This is a genomic window from Methylobacterium sp. B4, from assembly GCF_003201865.1.
GTDB lineage: Bacteria > Pseudomonadota > Alphaproteobacteria > Rhizobiales > Beijerinckiaceae > Methylobacterium.
Map to the genome: position 1 here is coordinate 15150 of NZ_QJJJ01000013.1, position 22573 is coordinate 37722.

19 protein-coding genes, 3 tRNA genes and 2 pseudogenes are annotated in these 22573 nt (G+C 69.4%); 17 read left to right on the forward strand and 7 right to left on the reverse strand.

What is annotated here, in order from left to right; all coding sequences use genetic code 11:
* Nucleotides 1-1218 precede the first annotated feature (1218 nt).
* Nucleotides 1219-1308, reverse strand: a tRNA-Ser gene (locus BY998_RS15945).
* A 132-nt stretch (nt 1309-1440) separates the two neighbouring features.
* Here BY998_RS15945 and BY998_RS15950 point away from each other — a divergent pair.
* The 6 genes from BY998_RS15950 (at nt 1441) to BY998_RS15980 (ending at nt 9209) form a co-directional block, all read left to right on the forward strand.
* A complete protein-coding gene (locus tag BY998_RS15950; protein ID WP_110352685.1) occupies nt 1441-2754 on the forward strand; it encodes a replication-associated recombination protein A in 1314 nt (437 codons plus the stop codon).
* 35 nt (nt 2755-2789) lie between these two features.
* Nucleotides 2790-4283 (forward strand): carboxypeptidase M32, encoded by a 1494-nt coding sequence (locus tag BY998_RS15955; protein ID WP_110352602.1) that lies wholly within the window; start codon nt 2790-2792, stop codon nt 4281-4283.
* A gap of 93 nt (nt 4284-4376) precedes the next feature.
* Nucleotides 4377-5624, forward strand: a complete 1248-nt coding sequence (locus tag BY998_RS15960) for an Hsp70 family protein (RefSeq protein WP_110352603.1) — start codon at nt 4377-4379, stop codon at nt 5622-5624.
* 113 nt (nt 5625-5737) lie between these two features.
* Entirely contained in the window at nt 5738-7069 is a 1332-nt protein-coding gene (locus tag BY998_RS15965) for an RluA family pseudouridine synthase (protein WP_110352604.1), read from the forward strand.
* 564 nt (nt 7070-7633) lie between these two features.
* On the forward strand, nt 7634-8344 hold the full coding sequence (locus BY998_RS15975) for an HAD-IA family hydrolase (RefSeq protein WP_110352606.1): 711 nt from the start codon (nt 7634-7636) through the stop codon (nt 8342-8344).
* Nucleotides 8345-8405: 61 nt separating this feature from the next.
* Entirely contained in the window at nt 8406-9209 is an 804-nt protein-coding gene (locus BY998_RS15980; RefSeq protein WP_110352607.1) for an ATP12 family protein, read from the forward strand.
* Between the two features lie 89 nt (nt 9210-9298).
* Here BY998_RS15980 and BY998_RS15985 read toward each other — a convergent pair whose 3' ends face one another.
* Both BY998_RS15985 and BY998_RS15990 read right to left on the reverse strand, forming a co-directional pair.
* Nucleotides 9299-9787, reverse strand: a complete 489-nt coding sequence (locus BY998_RS15985; protein WP_110352608.1) for a GAF domain-containing protein — start codon at nt 9785-9787, stop codon at nt 9299-9301.
* Nucleotides 9788-9970: 183 nt separating this feature from the next.
* Nucleotides 9971-10045 (reverse strand) — tRNA-Glu (locus BY998_RS15990).
* A 135-nt stretch (nt 10046-10180) separates the two neighbouring features.
* On the opposite strand from BY998_RS15990, the gene rlmB reads away from it, so the two are divergent.
* The 9 genes from rlmB to BY998_RS24770 all read left to right on the forward strand — a co-directional run bounded on the left by rlmB (nt 10181) and on the right by BY998_RS24770 (nt 18280).
* On the forward strand, nt 10181-11005 hold the full coding sequence (gene rlmB, locus BY998_RS15995) for a 23S rRNA (guanosine(2251)-2'-O)-methyltransferase RlmB (protein WP_110352609.1): 825 nt from the start codon (nt 10181-10183) through the stop codon (nt 11003-11005).
* Between the two features lie 320 nt (nt 11006-11325).
* Nucleotides 11326-13038 carry a 30S ribosomal protein S1 gene (gene rpsA, locus BY998_RS16000; RefSeq protein WP_110352610.1) on the forward strand — a complete coding sequence of 571 codons (1713 nt, stop codon included), beginning with the start codon at nt 11326-11328 and terminating at the stop codon, nt 13036-13038.
* A 370-nt stretch (nt 13039-13408) separates the two neighbouring features.
* On the forward strand, nt 13409-14377 hold the full coding sequence (gene sppA, locus BY998_RS16005; protein WP_110352611.1) for a signal peptide peptidase SppA: 969 nt from the start codon (nt 13409-13411) through the stop codon (nt 14375-14377).
* 43 nt (nt 14378-14420) lie between these two features.
* On the forward strand, nt 14421-14729 hold the full coding sequence (locus tag BY998_RS16010; RefSeq protein WP_110352612.1) for an integration host factor subunit beta: 309 nt from the start codon (nt 14421-14423) through the stop codon (nt 14727-14729).
* Nucleotides 14730-14887: 158 nt separating this feature from the next.
* Nucleotides 14888-15256 carry a LapA family protein gene (locus BY998_RS16015; protein WP_110352613.1) on the forward strand — a complete coding sequence of 123 codons (369 nt, stop codon included), beginning with the start codon at nt 14888-14890 and terminating at the stop codon, nt 15254-15256.
* 17 nt (nt 15257-15273) lie between these two features.
* The gene (locus tag BY998_RS16020; RefSeq protein ID WP_110352614.1) at nt 15274-15921 is read left to right on the forward strand and encodes a phosphoribosylanthranilate isomerase; all 648 of its coding nucleotides are present in this window, start codon (nt 15274-15276) and stop codon (nt 15919-15921) included.
* A 125-nt stretch (nt 15922-16046) separates the two neighbouring features.
* Complete coding sequence (gene trpB, locus BY998_RS16025; protein ID WP_110352615.1) at nt 16047-17288, forward strand: tryptophan synthase subunit beta; 1242 nt, start codon at nt 16047-16049, stop codon at nt 17286-17288.
* A gap of 107 nt (nt 17289-17395) precedes the next feature.
* Nucleotides 17396-17472 (forward strand) — tRNA-Met (locus BY998_RS16030).
* Nucleotides 17473-17677: 205 nt separating this feature from the next.
* On the forward strand, nt 17678-18280 hold the full coding sequence (locus BY998_RS24770) for a hypothetical protein (protein ID WP_245421619.1): 603 nt from the start codon (nt 17678-17680) through the stop codon (nt 18278-18280).
* Here BY998_RS24770 and BY998_RS16035 read toward each other — a convergent pair.
* A pseudogene (locus BY998_RS16035) lies at nt 18234-18569 on the reverse strand (C4-dicarboxylate ABC transporter); the annotation flags it as partial. The gene BY998_RS24770 and the pseudogene BY998_RS16035 sit on opposite strands and share 47 nt — an antisense overlap.
* Before the next feature lie 10 nt (nt 18570-18579).
* Here BY998_RS16035 and BY998_RS16040 point away from each other — a divergent pair.
* Nucleotides 18580-19209, forward strand: a pseudogene (locus BY998_RS16040) (NAD(P)/FAD-dependent oxidoreductase); the annotation flags it as partial.
* Nucleotides 19210-19543: 334 nt separating this feature from the next.
* On the opposite strand, the gene BY998_RS16045 reads toward BY998_RS16040, so the two are convergent.
* From BY998_RS16045 to BY998_RS16050, 3 genes are all read right to left on the reverse strand, one after another.
* Nucleotides 19544-20071 (reverse strand): cupin domain-containing protein, encoded by a 528-nt coding sequence (locus BY998_RS16045; protein WP_110352617.1) that lies wholly within the window; start codon nt 20069-20071, stop codon nt 19544-19546.
* A 142-nt stretch (nt 20072-20213) separates the two neighbouring features.
* Nucleotides 20214-20381 carry a hypothetical protein gene (locus BY998_RS24430; protein WP_181425538.1) on the reverse strand — a complete coding sequence of 56 codons (168 nt, stop codon included), beginning with the start codon at nt 20379-20381 and terminating at the stop codon, nt 20214-20216.
* 66 nt (nt 20382-20447) lie between these two features.
* Nucleotides 20448-21347 (reverse strand): NAD(P)H-hydrate dehydratase, encoded by a 900-nt coding sequence (locus BY998_RS16050; protein WP_110352618.1) that lies wholly within the window; start codon nt 21345-21347, stop codon nt 20448-20450.
* A 219-nt stretch (nt 21348-21566) separates the two neighbouring features.
* On the opposite strand from BY998_RS16050, the gene BY998_RS16055 reads away from it, so the two are divergent.
* The gene (locus BY998_RS16055) at nt 21567-22568 is read left to right on the forward strand and encodes an SDR family oxidoreductase (RefSeq protein WP_110352619.1); all 1002 of its coding nucleotides are present in this window, start codon (nt 21567-21569) and stop codon (nt 22566-22568) included.
* Nucleotides 22569-22573: the final 5 nt, after the last annotated feature.

The following is a 22573-nucleotide window of genomic DNA, read 5'->3' on the forward strand; positions in this document are numbered from 1 at the left end:
TCGTGATGAACTCAGCCGCTATCATGTTTTCAAAACATAGGAGGCCCATCTATCCACAGATAAGCAGTTGGAATATATAACATTTCGGCCACGGATCGCAGTGGACCGTTTCGTTCGGATATGAGATGACGCCACGCGTGTGGCTCGTTGTATGGCCGTACCCGTCAGCTACCAGCCGCGACATCCGATATGGCATCGTCGGCGAAGGATCCTGGTGCAGGACGTTGTGAACCGGATGGTGATCTACTGCAGCGAAACATAGTGGCCAGAGTGCCATGCTTGCCTGGAACACGCGCAACGCTTTGCTGATCCTCACTACTATAATTGGAGAGCGCCCCCGTTACATCTGAGTAGGGCGCGAGAAAGCGCTGACTTATCAACGACGCATTCCTGCGCCGGACAAAATATGCTGAGATCATGGCACGGAACGCGCCCAAACCGACAAACTATGGTGTGCGCTTCATACCGAGGCGACGGGGCAGTTGTCTTTCGTGGCGACGGGGCGCTGAACCGTCGCAAGCGACCCTACGGGCTATCATGGGCCACCTTTCGCGCCCTGGCCGCGGAGTTCGCTGCAGACCGCTGGCGAACCTGAGAGGGCGGCAGCCTCCTCCTACAGGCCACCGCTCCACCCGAGGCTATCCTGTTCGCCTACCAACCGGACGACGATCCGTATGGCGAAGCCGAGATGACGGTGGGCCATCGCCACCAGCGAGAAGTGCGGGTGATTCGGCGGTGCGACCATATCAGCCCCGAAGATGGGTGCGACACCAATCCGCTCGAAACGACCGCTGCCTGACATCTGACGTCTTCCGGAACATCACCCGTAAGAACGCTCAGTTCGCCACCAGTCCTTGTAGCCCTTCCGTATCATGCAAATCATAAGCAGTTTGCCTACCTCGATGAAGCTGTACTAGCCCGTGTAGCGCACGCGGTCGCACGCCGCGAGATCGCGGCTATGCTGGCCGGGATCGATGCCCGTCATGGTTACACCCGGCGGCTGAGCCGCGCTGCAGGCAGCAAGCGAGAAAGGGGCAGGAGAGCCAGGGAACCCATCGGTCGTGGATCGCGAACTAAGCGTCAACGGTCAAGCCGAGTTGCCAACCAACCACAGGCCCGTCGGAGCGGCGTCGGGCTACACCATCTGTACCACAACGTCGCTACAAAACGTTGCACAATCCGGCAGCTATGTGACTGAGTTTATACAAAAAAACCAAGTGGCGGAGAGGGGGGGATTCGAACCCCCGATGGGCTTGCACCCATGCCGCATTTCGAGTGCGGTGCATTCAACCGCTCTGCCACCTCTCCGCAGAGGTGTCGTGACGACGGGATGCGCCCTAGCACGCGGCCGGCGGCCCCACAAGCCGGCTTCATGCAAGATTTGCGGGTGCGATGCAGGGGCTCTTGCCCACGGGTGGGGCGGCGGTGTTCATGCCGGCCATGTCCGATCTCTTCGCCTCCGCTGGCCTCGAAACGGGCGCGCCCCGACCGCTTGCGGATCGCCTGCGCCCGCGCCGCCTCGCCGAGGTCGTAGGGCAGGAGCACCTGACGGGACCGGACGGAGCGCTGACCCGGCTGCTCGCTTCCCGCTCGCTCGGCTCGCTGGTGTTTTGGGGACCGCCCGGCACGGGCAAGACCACCGTGGCGCGGCTGCTCGCCCACGAGACGGCCCTGCATTTCGAGCAGATTTCGGCGATCTTCTCCGGTATCGCCGACTTGCGGAAGGTGTTCGAGGCGGCGCGCAAGCGGCGCGCGACGGGCCAGGGCACGCTGCTGTTCGTCGATGAGATCCACCGCTTCAACCGGGCGCAGCTCGACGCTTTCCTGCCGGTGATGGAGGACGGCACCGTCACCCTCGTCGGCGCGACGACGGAGAATCCCTCCTTCGAACTCAACGCGGCGCTGCTCTCCCGCGCCCGGGTGGTGCTGTTTCGCGCCCTCGACCCCGGCGCGCTCGCCCGGCTGCTCGCGCGGGCCGAGGAGCTGGAAGGCACGCCCCTGCCCCTCGACGAGGAGGCGCGCGCCGCGCTGATCCGCATGGCCGACGGCGACGGGCGGGCCGCGCTGACGCTGGCGGAGGAGGTTTGGCGCTCGGCACGTCCCGGCGAGATCCTCGATGCCGAGACGCTGCAGACCCTCGTGCAGCGCCGCGCGCCGATCTACGACAAGGCGCAGGAGGGCCACTACAACCTCATCTCCGCCCTGCATAAGACCGTGCGCGGCTCAGATCCGGACGCGGCGCTCTACTATCTCTGCCGGATGCTGGACGCGGGCGAGGATCGCCTCTTCATCGCCCGGCGCCTCGTGCGGATGGCGGTGGAGGATATCGGGCTGGCCGACCCGCAGGCGCTCGTCGTCGCCAACGCGGCCAAGGATGCCTTCGACTTCCTGGGTTCCCCAGAGGGCGAGCTGGCGCTGGCCCAGGTCACGGTCTATCTCGCCTGCGCTCCCAAATCGAACGCGATCTATGCCGCCTACAAGGCCGCCACCCGTGCGGCGAAGGCCGCCGGCTCGCTGGCGCCGCCGCGCACCATCCTCAACGCACCCACGGGGCTGATGAAGCGCATCGGCTACGGCGAGGGCTACCGCTACGACCACGACGAGCCGGACGCCTTTTCAGGCCAGGATTACTGGCCGGAGGCGCTCGGGCGCCAGCACTTCTACGAGCCGACCGACCGGGGCATGGAGACCCGCTACCGCGAACGCCTCGCCTACTGGGAGCGGCTGCGCCAGGAGCGGCGCGGCGAGGAATAGACGATCCCCCACTCATCCAGGGACACCGACCGACCATGCAGGCCTACACGACGCTCGCGAAAACCTTCGCCCGCCTCGGCGCGCTGGAGGATGCGAGCGGCATCCTCGGCTGGGACACGCAGACCCAGATGCCCGACGGCGCCTCCGAGGCCCGCGGCGAGCAGCTGGCGGTGCTGCGGGTGCTCGCCCACGAGATCCTGACCGATCCGCGCAACGCGGAGCGGATTGCGGCGGCGGAGGCGGAAAGCGGGCTCGGCGAATGGGAGCGGGCGAACCTGCGCGAGATGCGCCGCGCCTACGCGCATGCCTCGGCCGTCCCGGGCGATCTCGTCGCGGCGGCCTCGAAGGCGGCCACGCGCTGCGAGATGGTCTGGCGCGAGGCGCGGCGCGACTCCGACTTCCCGCGGCTGCGCCCGCACTTGGAAGAAGTGCTGCGGCTGCAGCGCGCCGTTGGCGAGGCCAAAGGGGCGGCACTCCAACTCGCGCCCTACGACGCGCTGCTCGACGGGTACGATCCCGGCATGCGGCGGGCCCGCATCGACCCGATCTTTTCCGAGTTGCGCAGCACGTTGCCGGATCTCGTGGCCGCCATCCGCGAGCGGCAGGCGGCGGAGGCCGCGCCCCTGCCCCTGCCGGGACCGTTCCCGGTCGCAATCCAGCGCGAACTGGGCCTGCGGCTGATGCGGGCGGTCGGGTTCGACTTCGAGCGCGGCCGGCTCGACGTGAGCCTGCACCCGTTCTGCGGCGGCGCCACCGACGATGTCCGCATCACCACCCGCTACGACGAGGCGAGCGCCACCGGCGCCCTGATGGGCGTGCTGCACGAGACCGGCCACGCGATCTACGAGCAGGGCCGCCCGGCCGCCTGGCGTCACCAGCCGGTGGGACAGGCGCGGGGCATGAGCCTGCACGAGAGCCAGTCGCTGCTGGTGGAGATGCAGGCCTGCCGCTCGGCGGAGTTCTGCGCCTATCTCGCCCCGGTCCTGCGCGACGCCTTCGGCGGTCGGGGGCCGGCCTGGGAACCCGAGAACCTGCACCGCCTCTACACCCGGGTCGAACCCGGCTTCATCCGTGTGGATGCGGACGAGGTGACCTATCCGGCCCATATCCTGCTGCGCTACCGCCTGGAGACGGCGATGATCGCGGGCGACCTCGCCGTGGTCGATCTGCCCGGCGCCTTCAACGACGGCATGAGGGAACTGCTCGGGATCAGCGTACCGGACGACCGGCGCGGCTGCCTTCAGGACATCCACTGGCCCGGCGGCAGCTTCGGTTATTTTCCGACCTACACGCTCGGAGCGCTGGCCGCCGCGCAGCTCTTCACGGCAGCGAATGCGCGCCATCCCGGGATCCGCTCAGGCTTGACGCGGGGCGATTTCGCGCAGCTGCGCAGCTGGCTGCTCGAAACCGTTCATGCCCGGGGGAGCCTGCTGGAGACGGACGAACTCCTCGTCGCGGCCGTCGGCAGGCCGCTCGGTGCGGCCGATTTCCTCGCGCATCTGCGGCGGCGTTACCTCGGCGAGGCGTGAACGGCGGCTTGAGCGCGGATCGGGGATTGCATGTGCGGGCGCGGCGCCTTAACGGGGCCGCCCTCCCCGACAAGAACCAAGCGATCCGGTCCCATGGCGGCCTGCGGCCTCGATTTCGGCACGTCCAACACCACCCTCGGCATCGGCACGGGCGACCGTCCGGTGCTCGTGCCCCTGGAGGATCGCCACCGCACCCTGCCCAGCGCGATCTTCTTCGCGCCCGGACGCGAGGCGCAGATCGGGCGCGCGGCGATCGAGGCCTATGTCGAGGGCACGCCGGGCCGGCTGATGCGGGCGCTCAAGTCGGTGCTGGGCTCGCCCCTGATCGAGGAGACGACGCCGGTCGGGCGCGAGCGCATCCGCTTCCGCGACGTGATCGCCCGCTACCTTACCCAGGTGAAGGCGCGGGGCGAGGCCGAGGCCGGCGAGGAACTCGACACGGTGGTGCACGGCCGACCGGTACACTTCGTCGACAACGACCCGGCCGCCGACCGTAAGGCCGAGGATACGCTGCGTCGGATCGCCGAAGGAATCGGCTTCCGCCACGTGCGCTTCCAGTACGAGCCCATCGCCGCCGCCCTCGATTACGAGCGAAGCGTGACGCGGGAGGAGATCGCGCTGATTGCCGATATCGGCGGCGGCACTTCGGATTTCTCCATCGTGCGGCTCTCGCCCGAGCGCCATCGGCGCGACGAGCGGGCCGAGGACATCTTGGCCAATGACGGCGTGCGCATCGGCGGCACCGATTTCGACCGCAACCTGAGCCTCGGCGCGGTGATGCCGCTGCTGGGCTTGGGCAGCCCGATGAAGCGGGCGGATCTGGCGGTGCCGAACGTTTATTTCCACGACCTCGCGACGTGGTCGAGCATCAACCGGCTCTACAACGCGAAGACCCTGCGCGAGATCGACGAGGTGGTTCGCGACGCGGCGCGGCCGGAACTGGTGACACGCCTGCGCTCCGTGGTGGAGGCCGAGCGCGGCCACTCGCTCGCCATGGCGGTGGAGGGCGCCAAGATCGCCGCCTCCGACGCGGGCGCCGGCACCGTCGATCTGGATTGGGTCGAAGCGGGTCTCGCGGCCGAGGTCGATCGGGCGCGTCTGGCCGGCCATACCGACGATCTGGCCCGCCGCATGGCTCGGCGCATCGAGAGCTGCCTGGATCAGGCGGGGCTCTCGGCCGACCGGATCGACGCGCTGTTCCTCACCGGCGGCTCGACCGGCCTGCCGCATGTCCGCGACGCGCTGACGGCCTGCGTGCCCGGCGCGCGCGTCGTCGACGGCGACACCTTCGGCTCGGTCGGACTCGGGCTCACCCTCGAGGCGGCGCGCCTCGCACGCTGAGTCGGTCGGCGCGGGAGCGATCCCGGCGGTGCGCAGGGCCCGGCGAACCGGGTTTTGGCGTGTGATCGGCCGTCGTGCTTTGCGTCGTCCCCTCAGAGTGATAGCAGCGGCTCATGAAGGGACGTCCTCCACATCGCGGATCCGGAGCCAGGCGCGGGCCCGGCGGGCCGAAGGCCGGCGGGTTCACGCAGCGCGCCGGAACCGGACCGCGCAGCTCCGCCCTCGACGCCGCCCAGCGCGCCGCCCGCAACCGCGGCGACGATGCCGCTGAGCGCTCGCCCTGGAACGCCTCCGGGACTCCGGAGCTGGCGCCGGCACCGAAGCGCGTGACAAAGCCGCGGGCGGAGGCGCCTCGCCCCCGGAGCGGAAAGCCGTCCGTGCAGGCCCCTCCCCCGCCCGAGGGTCCGACCCGGCGGGAGCAGCGCGCCGCCGCCTCGGCCACGCTGGCGAGCGGCGTGCAGACGCTGACGGTCGCGCCCGATGAGGCGGGCATGCGCATCGACCGCTTTCTGAGCGCGCGCTTTCCCCAGCTTCCCTTCACCCGCGTGCAAAGCATCGTGCGCAAGGGCGAACTGCGCGTGGACGGCAAGCGCGCCAAGCCGAACGACCGCCTGGAGCCGGGGGCGAGCGTGCGGGTGCCGCCGCTCAAGCTCGACCAGCCGACCGACCGCCCCCGCAGCGCGGCAAAGGCCGCGGGAGACGCCGACTTCATCCGCTCGCTAATCCTCTACGAGGACGCGGAGATGATGATCCTCAACAAGCCCTTCGGGTTGGCGGTGCAGGGCGGCTCGGGCACCGTGCGCCACGTGGACGGATTGCTCGACGCTCTGACCGGACCGGACGGCCAGCGCCCGCGCCTCGTCCACCGCCTCGACAAGGACACTGCCGGCTGCCTCATCGTCGCCAAGACGCGGTTGGCCGCCGCGACGCTCGCCAAGTCGTTCCGCTCGCGCGCCGCGCGCAAGATCTACTGGGCGCTGGTGGCCGGCGTGCCGCGCACACGCCAGGGCCGGATCTCGACCTACCTCGTCAAGGACGAGCCGACCGATGCGGATGCGCGCATGCGCGTCGCTCAGCACGGCGACGACGGAGCGAGCCACGCCCTCACCTACTATGCCACCGTCGATCAGGCGGCGCAGAAGCTCGCATGGCTCTCGCTCAAGCCGGTCACGGGGCGGACGCACCAGCTTCGCGCCCACGCCGCGCATATCGGTCACCCCATCGTCGGCGACCCGAAATACTTCGATGTCGAGAACTGGGAGCTGCCCGGCGGCATCCAGAATCGCCTGCACCTGCTCGCCCGGCGCATCGTGATTCCGCATCCGCGCACCGGCCGGCCCGTCGACGTCAGCGCCCCGCTGCCGCCGCACATGGCGCAGAGCTGGAACCTGCTCGGTTTCGACGCCGCCCGCTACGATCCGATCGTCGAGGCGCCGGAAGCCTGAACCGGCACGCACGGTGCTTCGGCGACAAAGGGCGCGCCTTGGAAAGCCGGCGTCACGCCTTAGCTCTTGCGGCGCGAGGATACCGCGTGGACGAGGGCGGGGCGGAATGGTCTTATCGGTCCCGACACGCCGTCTTTCGTCTCCCGTCACCGGTTCTGTGGAACGAGGTCAGGTTCGCATGAGGCCCGTCACGCTGTCGTCCGTCGCGCTTGCCGGTCTGCTCTGCCTCGCCGCGCCGGCCGACGCCGCGCCGCCGGGCGAGGCCGGACCGGCACAGACGACGGCTCCCGCCGCCCCCTCGCCGCCGAATTCGGCCGTCCCTCCGCGCGCGCCTGCTTCGCCGGCTCCGGCGGCCTCTCCCCGTCCACCTGCGCCGGGCGCGCGGGCGCTCGAACGGAGGCGTCGCACCTCCTACGCCGCCTGCAACCGCGAATCCCACCGGCGGCGGCTGTCCGGCGGCGCGCGCCGGCGTTTCCTCGTCCGTTGCCGGCTCGGCTACGAGCGGCGCCCGGCCTCCGCGCCGTCGCCCGCTCGCCGGCCTTGAGCGCTCGGATCGCCCCCTCCGTGCTCAAGCTCGTCGTCTTCGACGTCGACGGCACCCTCGTCGACAGCCAGCACCTCATCGTCGAGGCGCAGCGGCGCGCCTTTTCCGAGCACGGCCTGCAGGCGCCCCCGCGCAAGGAGGCGCTCTCCGTGGTCGGACTGTCGCTGCCGGACGCGTTCCGCCGCCTCGTCGGCGAGGCGGGGCCGATCGAATCGCTCTCGCACAGCTACCGCAAGGCCTTCCAGGCGCTGCGGATCGATCCCGATTACGAGGAGCCGCTCTTCCCCGGCATGGCGGAGCTGGTGGCACGGCTGCACGGCCGCGAGGATATCCAGCTCGGAATCGCCACGGGCAAGTCGCGCCGGGGCGTCGATCATCTCGTGGACAAGCACGGCTGGGAGAATTGGTTCGCGACGATCCAGACCGCCGACGACGCCCCCTCCAAGCCCGATCCGGCCATGCTGCTCCAGGCCATGGCCGAGGCCGGCTCCGAGCCGGGCATGACCGTAATGATCGGCGACACGACCTACGACATGATGATGGCCCGCAGTGCGGGCGTGGCCGCGATCGGCGTCGCCTGGGGCTATCATGCACCCGGCGCCCTGTTCGGCGCCGGCGCGGTCACCGTGGTCGAATCCGCAACCTCGCTCAGCGACCTGTTCTCCGGGCCCCTCGACGAGGCGCGGCCCGGCCCCGTCGCGGAGAATCTCGAATTGCCTCCGGGCGCGTGAGCCTGAGCCCCGTGACTCGCCCGGACTCGCGCGGCCGTGCGCGAGGCCTTATCTGCAAGTCATGAGCACTTCAGGCGACGACGTCTCCCGCGACTGGCTGGGCGAGCCCGGCAATGATTCGAGCCCGGACCCGGTCCGCGCCGCCCGGGCCAGCACGGGGCCGGCCCTGCCCAAGCGGTTCTACGCGCAGGCCGGAATCGCCGAGACCGAGGGCGGTTTCCGGCTGGTGCTGGACGGGCGCGGCGCCAACACGCCGGGCCGCCGGCCGCTGGCGGTGCCGACCGCCGCCCTGGGCGACGCTCTGGCCGCCGAATGGGCCGCGCAGGAGACGGAGATCGATCCGCGCACCATGCCGCTGACCCGCCTCGTCAACACGACGATCGACGGCGTGGTGGATCGCCGGGCGGAGGTGGCCGAGGATCTGGCCGCTTATGCCGGCACCGACCTCATCGCCTATCGCGCCGACGCGCCGGATCGGCTCGTCGCAGAGCAGGCGGCCGCCTGGGATCCGCTGGTCGCCTGGGCCGCGGACGCGTTCGGCGCGCGGCTGTTCCTCGCCGAGGGTGTGATGCACGTGGCGCAGCCCGAGGGCTCGGTGGCAGCCCTGCGCGCGGCGATCGAGGCGGTGGACGATCCGTACCGGCTCGCGGCCCTGCATGCGCTGACGACGCTCGGCGGCTCCCTCATCATCGCCCTCGCCGTCCTCCACGGACGCCTGGACGCGGCGCAGGCCTGGGACGCCGCGCATGTGGACGAAAGCTACCAAGCCGCGGTCTGGGGCCGCGACGCGGAGGCCGAAACCCGCCTCGCTCTGCGCCGAGCGGAGTTCGATGCGGCGGCGACGGTGGCGCGGCTGGCGGTTTGACGCCTGCGCTCCACCGCACCCCCGGGCCGGGCGCGAGCCGGTCTGAAGTGTCAGTCATACGGGTTGCCGGGTCGGCTTCCCGAGGGCGCTTAGGCCGCGCAGGTGCTTGGCTGCAGCCGGGTCAGCGCTTCGGTGGCCATGTCGGCGAGCGCCTGCAGGCGCCGCACCGTGCCGTCATCCGGCTCGACCGAGGCGCACCAATAGGCACCGAGGGCCGCGACCGGGATGGGCGTTCCGATCGGCGTCATGACGAGGCTTCGCACCGAGCTGGACTTGTAGACGGCGACGGGGACGCGCAGGTCGCTCCAGACATCGGGCACGACCGCCGCGCGCCCGTTCAGCATCGCCCAACCGGAGATGCATTCCTCCAGGCGGAACCGGCTGCCGCGCCACAACGGCATGATCGCGTCCTCCGCCACGTAGTGGCAGAAGCCGCCGCTTCGCAGCACCACGGCGATGCCGTCCGATCCTGCAATCTCGCGGCCGGTCGCATTCAGCGCCGAAACCATCTCGTCGAGCGATGTCACGGCCAGCAATCGAGCCCGAGCGCTCGCCAGTTTCGCGGAATGGGCGTCCATGAAAAGCACCGGTGGGCGGACACGCGGATCGCGCACGCGACTCTAGCCGCAATTCGCGGCGATGACACCCGCACCGGTCGGCGGAGATCGACCGTCGCTCTGCCGACCATCGCTTCGAGATACGTCGTGATCGAATCGGAGGCGGAGGAGCCTCGATCGGACGAACTGACTCGGAAGGGGGATTGGCGCGCCCTGCGGGAATCGAACCCGCCTTTTCAGCGTGAAAGGCTGACGTCCTAACCGATAGACGAAGGGCGCTGTCCGGCGGCGACCGGTGCTATAGTCGGGTTCTGGGCGCGCGGCAACGGTCTCTGGCCATCATTTCACGGCTTGACGCGGGGCGATCCGGCCGGTTCTTCCGCTTCGACACCTCCCATCGCGAAAGACAAGCCCATGACTCCGCCGCGCGACGGCCCGGCCAAGCCGCCCGGATTCAAGCCGCACGGATTTCGGCCACGCCCACGGATGCAGCAGCGGCCGGGACCCGCCGCGCGGGAAGGTCACGACCACGTGGTGCTCTACGGCTGGCACCCGGTCTCGCAGGCGCTGGCGAATTCCGGCCGTCGCTTCCATCGCCTGCTCGCCACCGAGAACGCGCTCGCCCGGCTGAAGGAGACGCTGGCCGAGCTTCCGATCGAGCCGGAGATCGTGCGTCCGAGCGCGATCGATCGGCTGCTCGGCCCCGACGCCGTGCATCAGGGCCTCTACGCCGAGGCCGAGCACCTCGAGGCCCCCGCGCTCGACGCGATGCCGGACGATGCGCTGCTGCTGGCCCTCGACCAGATCACCGATCCGCACAATGTCGGCGCTATCGTGCGCACGGCCGCCGCCTTCGGCGTTACCGCTATCGTCACGACGGCGCGTCACTCGCCGAACGCCACCGGCGTGCTCGCCAAATCCGCCTCCGGCGGCCTGGAGCACGTGCCCCTGGTGGTCGTGCGCAATCTCGCCGAGGCGCTCATCACCCTCGGCGAGCGCGGTTTTACCCGGATCGGGCTCGACTCGGAGGCCGGCATCCCCCTCGACACGGTCACGCCCCGACGCCCGGCGGTGCTCGTGCTGGGCGCCGAGGGCAAGGGACTGCGCCAGCGCACCACCGAGTGCTGCGATCTGCTGGTGCGCATCGACGCCGTGGGCGCGATCCGCAGCCTCAACGTCTCGAACGCCGCCGCGATCACCCTCTACGCCCTCACCCGGCCGGGCGCCCCGACCGCCTGAAAACGCGCCTCCGGGTTGATCTGGCGGAGGCAACGTCCGGCCGGACGCGATCCTTCGCGGCGGCACGTTGCGTCCGGACACTGTATCCGTTATCGCTCACACCGATTTCCCCATCGGTATCGTCAGGATTCGGGCACCCGTGCCCGACGGCCGCATCGTTAGGGAGATCGGCCCTCGACCATCGCTTATCCAGCATGCGTCGGCCCTCCGAGAGGAGGCGAGCCCGACCGGATCGTCCATCCGGCGGGCGGCGGTGACGGGGGTTTTCGCAACACGAGCCGTCGACGCGGGTCCCGGAACGGGGCCATTCAGGAGAGAGAATGTCTGCTGGTCTGAACGTAAGCCCCTCGGCTCGCGAAGATTTCGCGGCCCTGCTCGAGGAATCCTTCCTCCAGCACGAGATCACCGAGGGCTCGGTCGTCAAGGGTACCGTCGTCGGCATCGAGAAAGATGTCGCCGTCATCGATATCGGTGCCAAGACCGAGGGGCGCGTGCCCCTGAAGGAATTCACCGGCCCGGGCCGCGAGGGCGAGCTCAAGGTCGGCGACGAGGTCGAGGTTTACGTCGACCGCATCGAGAACGCGCTGGGCGAGGCCGTCATCTCGCGCGACAAGGCGCGCCGCGAGGAATCGTGGGTCAAGCTCGAGAAGGCCTTCGAGGCCAACGAGCGTGTCACCGGCACGATCTTCAACCAGGTCAAGGGCGGATACACCGTCGATCTCGACGGCGCCGTGGCCTTCCTGCCGCGCAGCCAAGTCGACATTCGCCCGGTGCGCGACGTGACCCCGCTGCTCGGCACGCCCCAGCCGTTCCAGATCCTCAAGATGGATCGCCGCCGCGGCAACATCGTCGTGTCGCGCCGGACCGTCCTTGAGGAGAGCCGCGCCGAGCAGCGCTCGGAGCTGGTGGCCAACCTTGAGGAAGGTCAGGTCATCGACGGCGTCGTCAAGAACATCACCGAGTACGGCGCCTTCGTCGATCTCGGCGGCATCGACGGCCTGCTGCACGTCACCGACATGGCGTGGCGCCGCGTGAACCACCCGTCCGAGGTCGTGACCATCGGCCAGACGGTCAAGGTCAAGATCATCAAGATCAACCACGAGACGCACCGCATCTCGCTCGGCATCAAGCAGCTGCTCGCCGATCCGTGGGAGGGCATCGCCGCCCGCTACCCCGAGGGCGCCAAGCTCAAGGGCCGCGTGACCAACATCACCGATTACGGCGCCTTCGTGGAGCTGGAGCCGGGGATCGAGGGCCTGATCCACGTTTCGGAGATGAGCTGGACCAAGAAGAACGTCCATCCGGGCAAGATCGTCTCCACCTCTCAGGAGGTCGAGGTGCAGATCCTGGAAGTCGATTCGGTCAAGCGCCGCATCTCGCTCGGCCTCAAGCAGACCCTGCAGAACCCGTGGGAGGCCTTCGCCGAGAAGCACCCGGTCGGTTCCGAGGTCGAGGGCGAGGTCAAGAACAAGACCGAGTTCGGCCTGTTCATCGGCCTCGAGGGCGATGTCGACGGCATGGTCCACCTGTCGGATCTCGACTGGAACCGTCCCGGCGAGCAGGTCATCGAGGAGTTCAAGAAGGGCGACATGGTCCGCGCCCAGGTTCTCGACGTCGATGTCGAGAAGGAGCGCATCTCGCTCGGCGTGAAGCAGCTCGGCGGCGATCCCTTCGCGGAAGCCGGCGAGATCAAGAAGGGCCAGATCGTCACCTGCGAGGTCGTCGAGGTGAAGGATTCGGGCCTGGAGGTGAAGCTCGTCGACACCGACATGCAGACCTTCATCCGCCGGGCCGAACTCGCCCGCGACCGTGGTGACCAGCGCCCCGAGCGCTTCGCTGCCGGCGAGAAGCTCGACGCCCGCGTCGTCCAGTTCGACCGCAAGGCCCGCCGCGTGCAGGTCTCGATCAAGGCGCTCGAGGTGGCTGAGGAGAAGGAGGCGATGGCCCAGTTCGGCTCGGCCGATTCGGGTGCCTCGCTCGGCGACATCCTGGGCGCCGCCTTCAACAAGAAGAAGGGTGGCGACGAGGAGTAGTCCTCGCCGCTCCGGGCGCGGGAAACCGCGCCCGATCCCGACTTTCGTCCGACGCCCGCGCGGGGGAGATCCCGCGCGGGCGTTTCGTTTGTCCGGGCGTCCCTCGTCCAGGCGGCTTTTCGCCCGAACGCCGCGGAGTTCTTGTTTGCCGGGAGCATCTTGCCCGTGCGGCGCGGCAGGCGATAGAACACAGCCCTGATCCGGCGGGAGCATCCGCCGATTCCCGTAAATGACGGGGTGCCGGCCGAGGCCAGCGCGCGGCGAGACGATGGCGGCCCCCCGCGGGCGTAGCCCCGTCGTGCCGCCGCATCCGCGGCGTCGATCGGAACCGGCCCGCCGAGGCCGGAGCTTTGAGGGAGTGCACCGTCGGATGGCTGCAGACGCCGAGCTTCTCATCGACCGCCGCCGCTTGCGCCGCAAGCTGACCCTGTGGCGCGTGCTCGGCATCGGCGCCGTCATCCTCGCGGTCGGCGCGGTCGGCTACCGGGCGCGGGTCGGCGAGGGCCGGCTGTTTCCCGCCACGGAAAACCAGATCGCCCGGATCTCGATCGGCGGCTTCATCGCCGGCAGCGAGTCCACCCGCAAGCTGATCGAGCGCGTGGCCAAGGCCGATTCGGTCAAGGGCGTGGTGGTCTCGATCTCCTCGCCCGGCGGCACGACGACGGGGTCGGAGGAACTCTACCGCAACCTGCGCGCGCTGGCCGAGAAGAAGCCGATGGTCGCCTTCGTCGACGGCACGGCGGCCTCGGGCGCCTACATCACGGCGATCGCCGCCGACCACATCGTCGCCCGGGAGACGGCGCTCGTCGGCTCCATCGGCGTGCTGTTCCAGTATCCCGACGTGTCCGGCCTGCTCGACAAGGTCGGCGTGAAGGTCGAGGCCGTGAAATCCTCGCCCCTCAAGGCGGAGCCCTCGGGCTTCAGCCCGACCTCGCCGGAGGCGCGCGCGGCGCTCTCCTCGATCGTGATGGACACCTTCGGCTGGTTCAAGGGTCTGGTGGCCGAGCGGCGCGGCATGAACGAGCAGCAGCTCTCGGCCGTCGCCGACGGGCGTGTCTTCAGCGGCCGGCAGAGCGTTCCGCTCAAGCTCGTGGACGAGCTCGGCGGCGAACGTCAGGCAGTCGCGTGGCTCGAGACGGAGCGCAAGGTCCCCAAGGATCTTCCGGTGAAGGATTGGAAGCCCAAGGCCGAGGGCGGCCTCAAGCTGTGGTCGTCGCTCGGCATCGGGGCCGATCTCCTCGGGCTCGACGGTCTGGCCGCCCGCCTGCGCGCGCTCGAGGCCGAGACCGCGGGGCTCGCCGAGGGTGGGCTCATGGCCGTCTGGCGCCCGGCGCCCTGAGGCAGACGAGGCCGCGCCCGCACCGCATTCGGAAGAGAGCCGCATGATCAAGTCGGAACTCGTGCTCAAGATCGCCGAGCAGAATCCCCATCTCTACCAGCGCGACGTCGAGACCCTCGTCAACGCGATCCTCGACACCATCACCGACGCCCTGGCCCAGGGCGACCGGGTCGAGCTGCGCGGCTTCGGCGCCTTTTCGGTCAAGCGCCGCGAGGCCCGGCGCGGGCGCAATCCCCGCACCGGCGAGTCCGTCGCCGTGTCGGAGAAGGCGATCCCCGTCTTCAAGACCGGCAAGGAAATGCGCCTGCGCCTGAACCGGGCCGGCATCGGCGAGGAACAACCGGGTGCCTGAACGGCTTCACGCTCGCCGGAGAGCGTGACGGCGGGGCCGGTTCGCACTAAATCCTTGCTTTCGAACCTCGAATGCCCCTCGGCGGTCCCGTGGGTCTCGGACGACCGATCCCGTCCGGACCGGTCGAAGGCCCGTCCCGTCCATCGGAGACCTTGTTGATGATCCGTTTCCTGAAAGCGCTGGTGCTCCTGCCGGTCGCGGTGGTGGTCGTGCTGCTCGCGGTCGCGAACCGCGAACCCGTCACCCTGTCCCTCGATCCGTTCTCGCCCGAGCCGCTGTTCAGCGTCGTGCTGCCGCTCTACGCCGTCCTGTTCGGCGCCGTGGCGCTCGGCATCCTGGTCGGTGGGGTGGGAAGCTGGATGAGCCAGAGCAAGACCCGCCGGTTGGCGCGCTATCATCGCCGCGAGGCCGACCGCTTCGCCAAGGAGGCGGCCGAACTCAAGACCTTCGGTACGCCGGGCGCCGAGCCGGGCTACGGCCGGGTCTCGGGCCAAGCGGCACTCCCGGCGCCGGCGGCCGCCCGGTAACGGGAGCGGGTCCTCACATGTCGAGCGTACGCGTCAAGATCTGCGGATTGAGCAGTGCCGCGACGCTCGACGCGGCGCTCGACGCGGGCGCCGACCTCGTCGGCTTCGTCCACTTTCCCAGGAGCCCTCGGCACGTCTCCCTGGACGACGCAGGCCGCCTCGCCCGCCAAGCGCGGGGGCGGGCGGAGCGCGTCGTCCTGCTTGTCGATCCGGACGATGCCCTGGTCGCCGCGGCACTCGAAGCGCTCGACCCTGATCTGATCCAGCTCCACGGCCGCGAAACGCCCCAGCGGGTGGCCGAAATCCGCGAGCGGACCGGACGCCCGGTCATGAAGGCTCTCGGCGTCGCCTGCGCCGCGGATCTCGCCCCCCTCCCCGCCTACGCGGCCGTCGCCGACCGGCTCCTGCTCGACGCCAAGGCCCCCCCCGGCTCCGATCTACCCGGCGGGAACGGGCGCTCGTTCGATTGGGATCTCCTGAAGGCGGCCGTGCTGCCGACCGGTACGATGCTGTCCGGGGGCCTCCATGCCGACAACGTCGCGGCGGCCCTGGCGTGCACCGGACTGACGGCCGTCGACGTCTCCTCCGGCGTCGAGATACGCCCGGGCGAGAAGGATCCGGCGCGGATCGCGGCCTTCGTCACCGCCGCGCGCAAGCCCGCCTGAGCTCCTGGCGGCTTCAACCGCCTCGATCGTTTGCGCGCGTTTGTCCGGCTGTGCCGCATTGCGGCCGTCGTCCCATGGGTCTAGCACGCAAGCCAACGACAGACCTTCGCGAAGGACACGTCCCCGTGACGCTTAGCCCCGCTCCCAATTCCTTCCGCACCGGGCCGGACGAGCGCGGCCGCTTCGGTATCTTCGGCGGCCGGTTCGTGGCCGAGACGCTGATGCCGCTGATCCTCGATCTGGAGCAGGCCTATACCGAGGCCAAGGCCGATCCGTCCTTCAAAGCGGAGATGGAATCCTACGGCACCCACTATATCGGCCGTCCGAGTCCGCTCTACTACGCCGAGCGCCTGACCGAGCACCTGCGCGCCCAAGCCCCGGCGGGGCGTGGCGCGAAGATCTACTTCAAGCGCGAGGAACTGAACCACACCGGCTCGCACAAGGTGAACAACGTGCTGGGCCAGATCCTGCTGGCCCGCCGGATGGGCAAGCCGCGGATCATCGCCGAAACGGGGGCGGGCCAGCACGGCGTCGCCACCGCGACGCTCTGCGCCCGCTTCGGTCTCAAATGCGTCGTCTACATGGGCGCCGTCGACGTGGAACGGCAGGCCCCGAACGTCTTCCGCATGAAGATGCTGGGCGCCGAAGTGATCCCGGTCCAGTCCGGCACCCGCACCTTGAAGGACGCGATGAACGAGGCGCTGCGCGATTGGGTCACCAACGTCGCCGACACGTTCTACTGCATCGGCACGGTGGCGGGGCCTCACCCCTACCCGGCCATGGTGCGCGACTTCCAGTCGGTGATCGGCATCGAGACCAAGCGGCAGATGCTGGAGATGGAGGGCCGCCTGCCGGACTCGCTCATCGCCTGCATCGGCGGCGGCTCGAACGCGATGGGCCTGTTCCACCCCTTCCTCGACGACCGGGAGGTGGAGATCTACGGCGTCGAGGCGGCCGGGCACGGCGTCCAGAGTGGGCTGCACGCCGCTTCCCTCACCGGCGGCCGTCCGGGCGTGCTCCACGGCAATCGCACCTATCTCCTGATGAACGAGGATGGCCAGATCGCCGACGCGCACTCGATCTCGGCCGGCCTCGACTATCCCGGCATCGGGCCGGAGCACGCGTGGCTGCACGAGATGGGCCGCGTGACCTATCTCTCGGCCACGGACGCGGAGACCCTGGACGCTTTCAAGCTGTGCTCCGCGCTCGAGGGCATCATCCCGGCGCTCGAGCCGGCCCACGCTCTCTCAAAGGTGCTGGAGATCGCGCCGACCAAGCCGGCGGAGCATCTGATGGTGCTGAATCTCTCCGGCCGCGGCGACAAGGACATCCCCCAGGTCGCCCAGATCTTCGGTACGACGCTCTGACGAGGAGAAGCGGTGCCGGAGGTCCAACAGACCGTTGACACCTCCGCACCGTTCTCCCTATACCGCGGCCATCGGCCGGCGCCGCAGCGGGCGCCGTCTCCGAACGTGGCGGGGTAGCTCAGCTGGTTAGAGCAGAGGAATCATAATCCTTGTGTCGGGGGTTCAAATCCCTCCCTCGCTACCATCATTTTTCGAAGCCCTGCTAAGCACTTAGCGGGGCTTTTTCTTTGGCTTGTCCGCTGCGAATTTCGGCTTTAAATCCTAGAACAGCGCTAGCGCACCCGAAAAAATTATCGTGCGGTCGTAACGGTTTGCTGGGGGCTCAAGAAGCAGCCTAGCGCACTTCTAGCGCAGTCCCTCGCACCGCAGTAACCAGACAGGGCCGCATCGTGAGCACCCCTGCAGACGCCCCAGGCGAGCGCTTCCAGCTGTTCAAGCGCGCCGGCAGCACCCGGTGGCAGGTGCGCTTCAGCATCAAGGGCCAGGGGCAGTTCAAGCGCTCCCTCGACACCGATGACCGCAGAGAGGCCGAGCGCAAGGCCGAGGCCATCTGGTACGAGGCCATCTACCGAGCCAAGCAGGGGCTCACGGCCAAAACCCACACCTTCGACAGCGTGGCCGAGGCGTATATCGCTCAGATCCTGCGCGAGGTGGAGCGAGGGGAGCGGCGAGCCGACCAGGGCAAGAGCGAGCCCGCAGTGATTCGCCGCTACTTCATCGGCTATTTCGGCGACAAGCCGGTTGACGCGGTCACCGAGACGGATCTGGAGCGCTACGCGGAATGGCGGCGCACCTACTGGACCGAAGGTCCCGGCAAGCTCATCACGCATATCGAGTACGAACGAGACGGACATCGTCTGCGCCGACCTGTGAGGCGATCCGCACCGTCCCTGAGCCGCCAGCGCGGTGAGACCGTGGTGTTACGGGCGCTGCTACGCTGGGCCTCGCGACACGCAAGCCGGCGACGGCGACGGCCGCGAGGGGAAAGCTGACGGCCCACCATGAGACCCGGAATGGACAGCAGCGCGGCAGGTCGCGCAGACGATTGGCCAGGACGATCAGGACGAACAGCGCGATGAAGAACAGAGCCGCCGCGAACGCGTCGATTGCGCCGAGCGTCGCGACGTAGCTGGAGAAGCCGACGGCGAAGGGAGCCATCAGGATCATCAGCGTCGGCCTCTGCGCTGACGGCAACGGCTCCTTGAAGACGAGGCGCGCGAAGATGAGAGTGACGAGCGGGATCGCGAAGAACAAGCCCACGCTGAGGGAGAACATCGCCAGCGCCCCCGGGGCGGTGGTGGTCGCCACGGGTGTCCAGTACCGGCGTCTCCCGATCGATCGTCTGGAGCATTTCGAGGGCGGCGGGGTCTACTACGCCGCGACCGAGAACGAGGCGCGCCATTGCCGCGGAGCCGAGGCCCTCGTGATCGGCGGCGGCAATTCGGCCGGACAGGCGGCGATGTATGTCAGCCGGTCGGCGAGCCGCGTCCGGCTGCTGGTGCGCGGCCACTCGCTCGCCGCCTCCATGTCCAATTATCTGTCGAGCCGGCTGGCGGCGGACCCGGCCATCTCCATCGAATACGGCTCGGAACTCATCGCGCTGCACGGCGCGGATCGCCTGGAAGCCGTGACGATCCGCACGACCGCCGACGGCACCAGCCAAACCGTGCCGGCCTGCGCGGTTTTCATCATGGTCGGTGCCGCGCCCAATACCGGGTGGCTGTCGGGATTGGTCGATCTCGACGAGAAGGGGTTCGTCCGGACGGGTGAGGTGATGGGCGGCGGTTCGCCCTACGCCACGTCCTGCCCCGGGATCTTCGCCGTCGGCGACGTGCGCGCCGGTTCGATCAAGCGGGTTGCGGCCTCGGTCGGCGAGGGGTCGGTCGTCATCTCGAAGGTCTGGGAGTTCCTGAATTCATAAGCTTGACCCCACGCAGAGGCCCTCTCGTGGGCCGATCCGCGAGGGATCGCCGTGCCAGGCGATGAATCCGGCTCAGTCCATGCCTGTCAGCGCGGCTTCCGCCTCGCCTTGGCCCAGGAGGCGAAGAGGAAGCCGAGGCCACTCAGCCCGAGGATGCCCGCAATGATGCCGAGCCAAACCATCCCGCCTTCCATGTCGGCCTCCCGCTTCTGCCTGAGAGGAGAACGCCAGCGCGTGCGATGGTTTCGGCGTGACAGGCTGTCGCCGCGCGTCCTGCCGCCTCCCGCGCAGCGCGATTTTCTCGGCGGGTGGGAGCGCGATCGATTCGGGGCGGTCACGGCTGCTTGTGGATCGGATCGACCCAGTAGACGGTCTCGGGCTGCTCGGCCGCCTCGATATCGGGCAGGTTGACCACCACTGCCTCGTTGTCGGAGCGCACCAGCACGCAGTGCAGGGGCTCGTCGGTGGAGGCGTTGATCTCTTGGTGCGGCACGTAGGGCGGCACGAAGATGAAGTCGCCGGGACCAGCCTCGGCCACGTATTCCAGGCGCTCGCCCCAGCGCATCCGGGCGCGGCCCGAGACGATGTAGATCACGCTCTCCAGCGCGCCGTGGTGATGCACGCCGGTCTTGGCGTCGGGCTCGATCGCCACCGTGCCGGCCCAGATCTTCTGCGCGCCGACTCGGGCAGCGTTGACCGCTGCCTGCCGGAACATGCCGGGCGTCTGGGCGGTGTTGGGGTCGAGCCGATCGCCGGGGATAACCCGCACGCCGTCATGCTTCCAGGGTGCGGCTGCGCCCTCGTCATGATCGTGAGCGGGAGGGTCATGGTCATGGGTGTGACCGTCGCCGATGTCGTGCATGTCAGTCGTACTCCGCGAACGCGATCATCGCACGGGAGCGGACGCCCGGGGAAACCCCGGATTACGTCCTCAGCCGGTCACCCACGATATCGGAGAGGCCCTGCTGCCGGCCGAGCGAGGACCGCTCGGCCGCACCCGGCGTTCAGCCGCCGCCGATGCCGGTGACGACCTTTCCGGTCCCGTTGCAATCCGGGCAGGTCTTCGCCTCGAACTGGCCGCTGCCGCTGCAGCGCGGGCAGAGGTTCTCGCCCGTGCCTGGCGTGCCGGGGGGCGCATCGTCTCCGGGTTTCGTAGGCTCCGCTGACATCATGACCGCCCTCCTCGTCTGAGGTGGGGAAGAACCCGCCCGGTTTCGGCGATGTTCCCGCTGCCCCCGCTACGCCGGTGCCGAGGCTGCGGTCGCCGACTCGCGCAGAAGGGTGGGCACTTCGCCTGGGAGTTCGCGTGCAAGGAAGCCGAGCGGGCCGATGCGCGCCGCCAAGCGCCGTCCGGCCTGACCGTGCAGGTAGACGCCCCAGAGCGCCGCCGTCATCGCCCCGACTCCTCGGGCGAGGAGGCCACCGATGATCCCGGACAGAACGTCGCCGGAGCCGGAGGTCGCGAGACCGACCCCGCCGCCGGGATAGAGCCAGTGCGCACCGGCCGGGTCCACGATCCAGCTTCGCGCGCCCTTCATGATCACCACGCAGCCCAACAGTTCCGCGGCCCGGGCGGCGGCCCCGCGCGGGTCCGCCTCGACCGCCTCACGCTCCATCCCGAGGAGCTGCGCCATTTCGCCGGCATGCGGGGTGATTACGCCCCGGCCGCCGCAGGCTCGCATCGTCTCCGCATGGGCGCCGAGCCCGCTCAGGGCGCCGGCATCGAGCACGCAGGGCTTGGGCGGCCCATCCGACAGCAGGGAGAGCACGAGCGCGTCCGTCGCCGCGCCGGGGCCGAGGCCTGGACCGATCAGCAGCGCGTCGCAGCGTTGGGCGAGCGCCGGGAGACGCGCCGCTTCGGTCGGATCGATCTGGCCTCCGCTGGTTTGGCGCAGGCCGATCACCCGCGCTTCCGGCAGCGCGACGGCGGTTGCCACCGCGACGCTCTCCACCGTGGCGATCCGCAGGCGTCCCGCGCCGGCGCGCAGGGCGGCGGTCCCGGCCAGAAGGATCGCTCCGGGAAGCTCGGCCGAGCCGCCGAGCACGAGCACCGTGCCGCGCTGCTCCTTGCCGCCCTCCTCCGGCATCGGAAGCGGCGTCTTCCGAAGTGCTTCGAGCGTCAGGTGGTTCTCACTCATCGCGCTGCCGGCTAGCTCTACGAGGTGTTGGTCGCCCTATTCCGCCCCGCGAGGATGCGCTGGGACCGAAGCGTAAAGCGCGCGACCGGACCGGTTGATCCCGGCACACGATGGACCGCTGCCGACGCGCGAAAACGGCGCAGGCCGAAACATCTCGGTGCGCTCACGCGTAGCCCTGCCGGTGCTCCGAGGCGAGCGCGCGGCAACGAGCGACGGATCATGAAGCACAAGCCCCTCCGCGAGCAGGTCCTCGTCATCACCGGCGCTTCGAGCGGCATCGGTCTGGCCACCGCCCGCATGGCCGTGCAGCGCGGCGCCCGGGTCGTCCTGGCGGCGCGCAGCGAGGACGCCCTGACGAAGCTGGCGGACGAGTTCGGTCCCCGTGCCGTCTCCGTGGTGGCCGATGTCGGTCGGCGGGAGGACGTGCAGGCCATCGCCGACAAGGCGGTCGCCACCTTCGGCGGGTTCGACACCTGGGTGAACGTTGCCGGGCTCACGGTCTACGGCCCCCTGCGCGAGATTTCGCAAGAGGATCACGAGCGGCTGATCCGGACCAATTTCTGGGGCACGGTGAACGGCTCGCTCATCGCGGCCGAGCATCTGCGGCAGCGCGGCGGCGCCCTCATCAATGTCGGCAGCATCGCCTCCGACCTCGCCTTCCCGTTCCAGGGCCTCTACGCCGCCTCGAAGCACGCGGTGAAGGGCTTCACGGATACGCTGCGCATGGAGTTGATCGCCGAGGGTGCACCCGTCTCGGTCACCCTGATCAAGCCGGCTTCCATCGACACGCCGCTGCCGAGCCGGGCGCGCAACTACATGGACCGCGAGCCGACGCTGCCGCCGCCGATTTATCCTCCGAGCGAGGTGGCCAACGCCATTCTCCACGCCGCGGTCCATCCCCAGCGCGACATCTTTGTCGGCGGCGGCGGCAAGCTGTTCGTGATGAGCAAGGAGTTCGCGCCCGGCGCCTACGACGAACTCGCCCCCGCCATCATCGCGCTGCAGAAGCGGTCCCAGCCACCCCGGAAGCCGAACGGCGCCCTGCACGCCCCGCAGGAGGCCGGGCGCGAGCGCGGCGATCCGCCGGTCTACGTCCAGCGCACCAGCGCCTACACCCGTGCGAGCTTGCACCCGCTCGCATCGGCGGGCGCCGTCCTGGGGCTCGGGGCCGCGGCGGCCCTGCTGCTCGCCGGACGGCCGCGCGGCCGCCGCGGGTTCTGAAACGG

What these genes read in the sequence shown, in the direction of transcription:
- BY998_RS15955 (WP_110352602.1), top strand. Translation starts at nt 2,790, where the DNA reads ATGCAGGCCTACACGACGCTCGCGAAAACCTTCGCCCGCCTCGGCGCG.
- rlmB (WP_110352609.1), top strand. Translation starts at nt 10,181, where the DNA reads ATGACTCCGCCGCGCGACGGCCCGGCCAAGCCGCCCGGATTCAAGCCG.
- BY998_RS15950 (WP_110352685.1), top strand. Translation starts at nt 1,441, where the DNA reads ATGTCCGATCTCTTCGCCTCCGCTGGCCTCGAAACGGGCGCGCCCCGA.
- BY998_RS15960 (WP_110352603.1), top strand. Translation starts at nt 4,377, where the DNA reads ATGGCGGCCTGCGGCCTCGATTTCGGCACGTCCAACACCACCCTCGGC.
- BY998_RS16010 (WP_110352612.1), top strand. Translation starts at nt 14,421, where the DNA reads ATGATCAAGTCGGAACTCGTGCTCAAGATCGCCGAGCAGAATCCCCAT.
- BY998_RS24430 (WP_181425538.1), bottom strand. Translation starts at nt 20,381, where the DNA reads ATGATGTCAGCGGAGCCTACGAAACCCGGAGACGATGCGCCCCCCGGC.
- rpsA (WP_110352610.1), top strand. Translation starts at nt 11,326, where the DNA reads ATGTCTGCTGGTCTGAACGTAAGCCCCTCGGCTCGCGAAGATTTCGCG.
- BY998_RS15965 (WP_110352604.1), top strand. Translation starts at nt 5,738, where the DNA reads ATGAAGGGACGTCCTCCACATCGCGGATCCGGAGCCAGGCGCGGGCCC.
- sppA (WP_110352611.1), top strand. Translation starts at nt 13,409, where the DNA reads ATGGCTGCAGACGCCGAGCTTCTCATCGACCGCCGCCGCTTGCGCCGC.
- BY998_RS16015 (WP_110352613.1), top strand. Translation starts at nt 14,888, where the DNA reads ATGATCCGTTTCCTGAAAGCGCTGGTGCTCCTGCCGGTCGCGGTGGTG.
- BY998_RS16045 (WP_110352617.1), bottom strand. Translation starts at nt 20,071, where the DNA reads ATGCACGACATCGGCGACGGTCACACCCATGACCATGACCCTCCCGCT.
- BY998_RS16050 (WP_110352618.1), bottom strand. Translation starts at nt 21,347, where the DNA reads ATGAGTGAGAACCACCTGACGCTCGAAGCACTTCGGAAGACGCCGCTT.
- BY998_RS15980 (WP_110352607.1), top strand. Translation starts at nt 8,406, where the DNA reads ATGAGCACTTCAGGCGACGACGTCTCCCGCGACTGGCTGGGCGAGCCC.
- BY998_RS16020 (WP_110352614.1), top strand. Translation starts at nt 15,274, where the DNA reads ATGTCGAGCGTACGCGTCAAGATCTGCGGATTGAGCAGTGCCGCGACG.
- BY998_RS16055 (WP_110352619.1), top strand. Translation starts at nt 21,567, where the DNA reads ATGAAGCACAAGCCCCTCCGCGAGCAGGTCCTCGTCATCACCGGCGCT.
- BY998_RS15985 (WP_110352608.1), bottom strand. Translation starts at nt 9,787, where the DNA reads ATGGACGCCCATTCCGCGAAACTGGCGAGCGCTCGGGCTCGATTGCTG.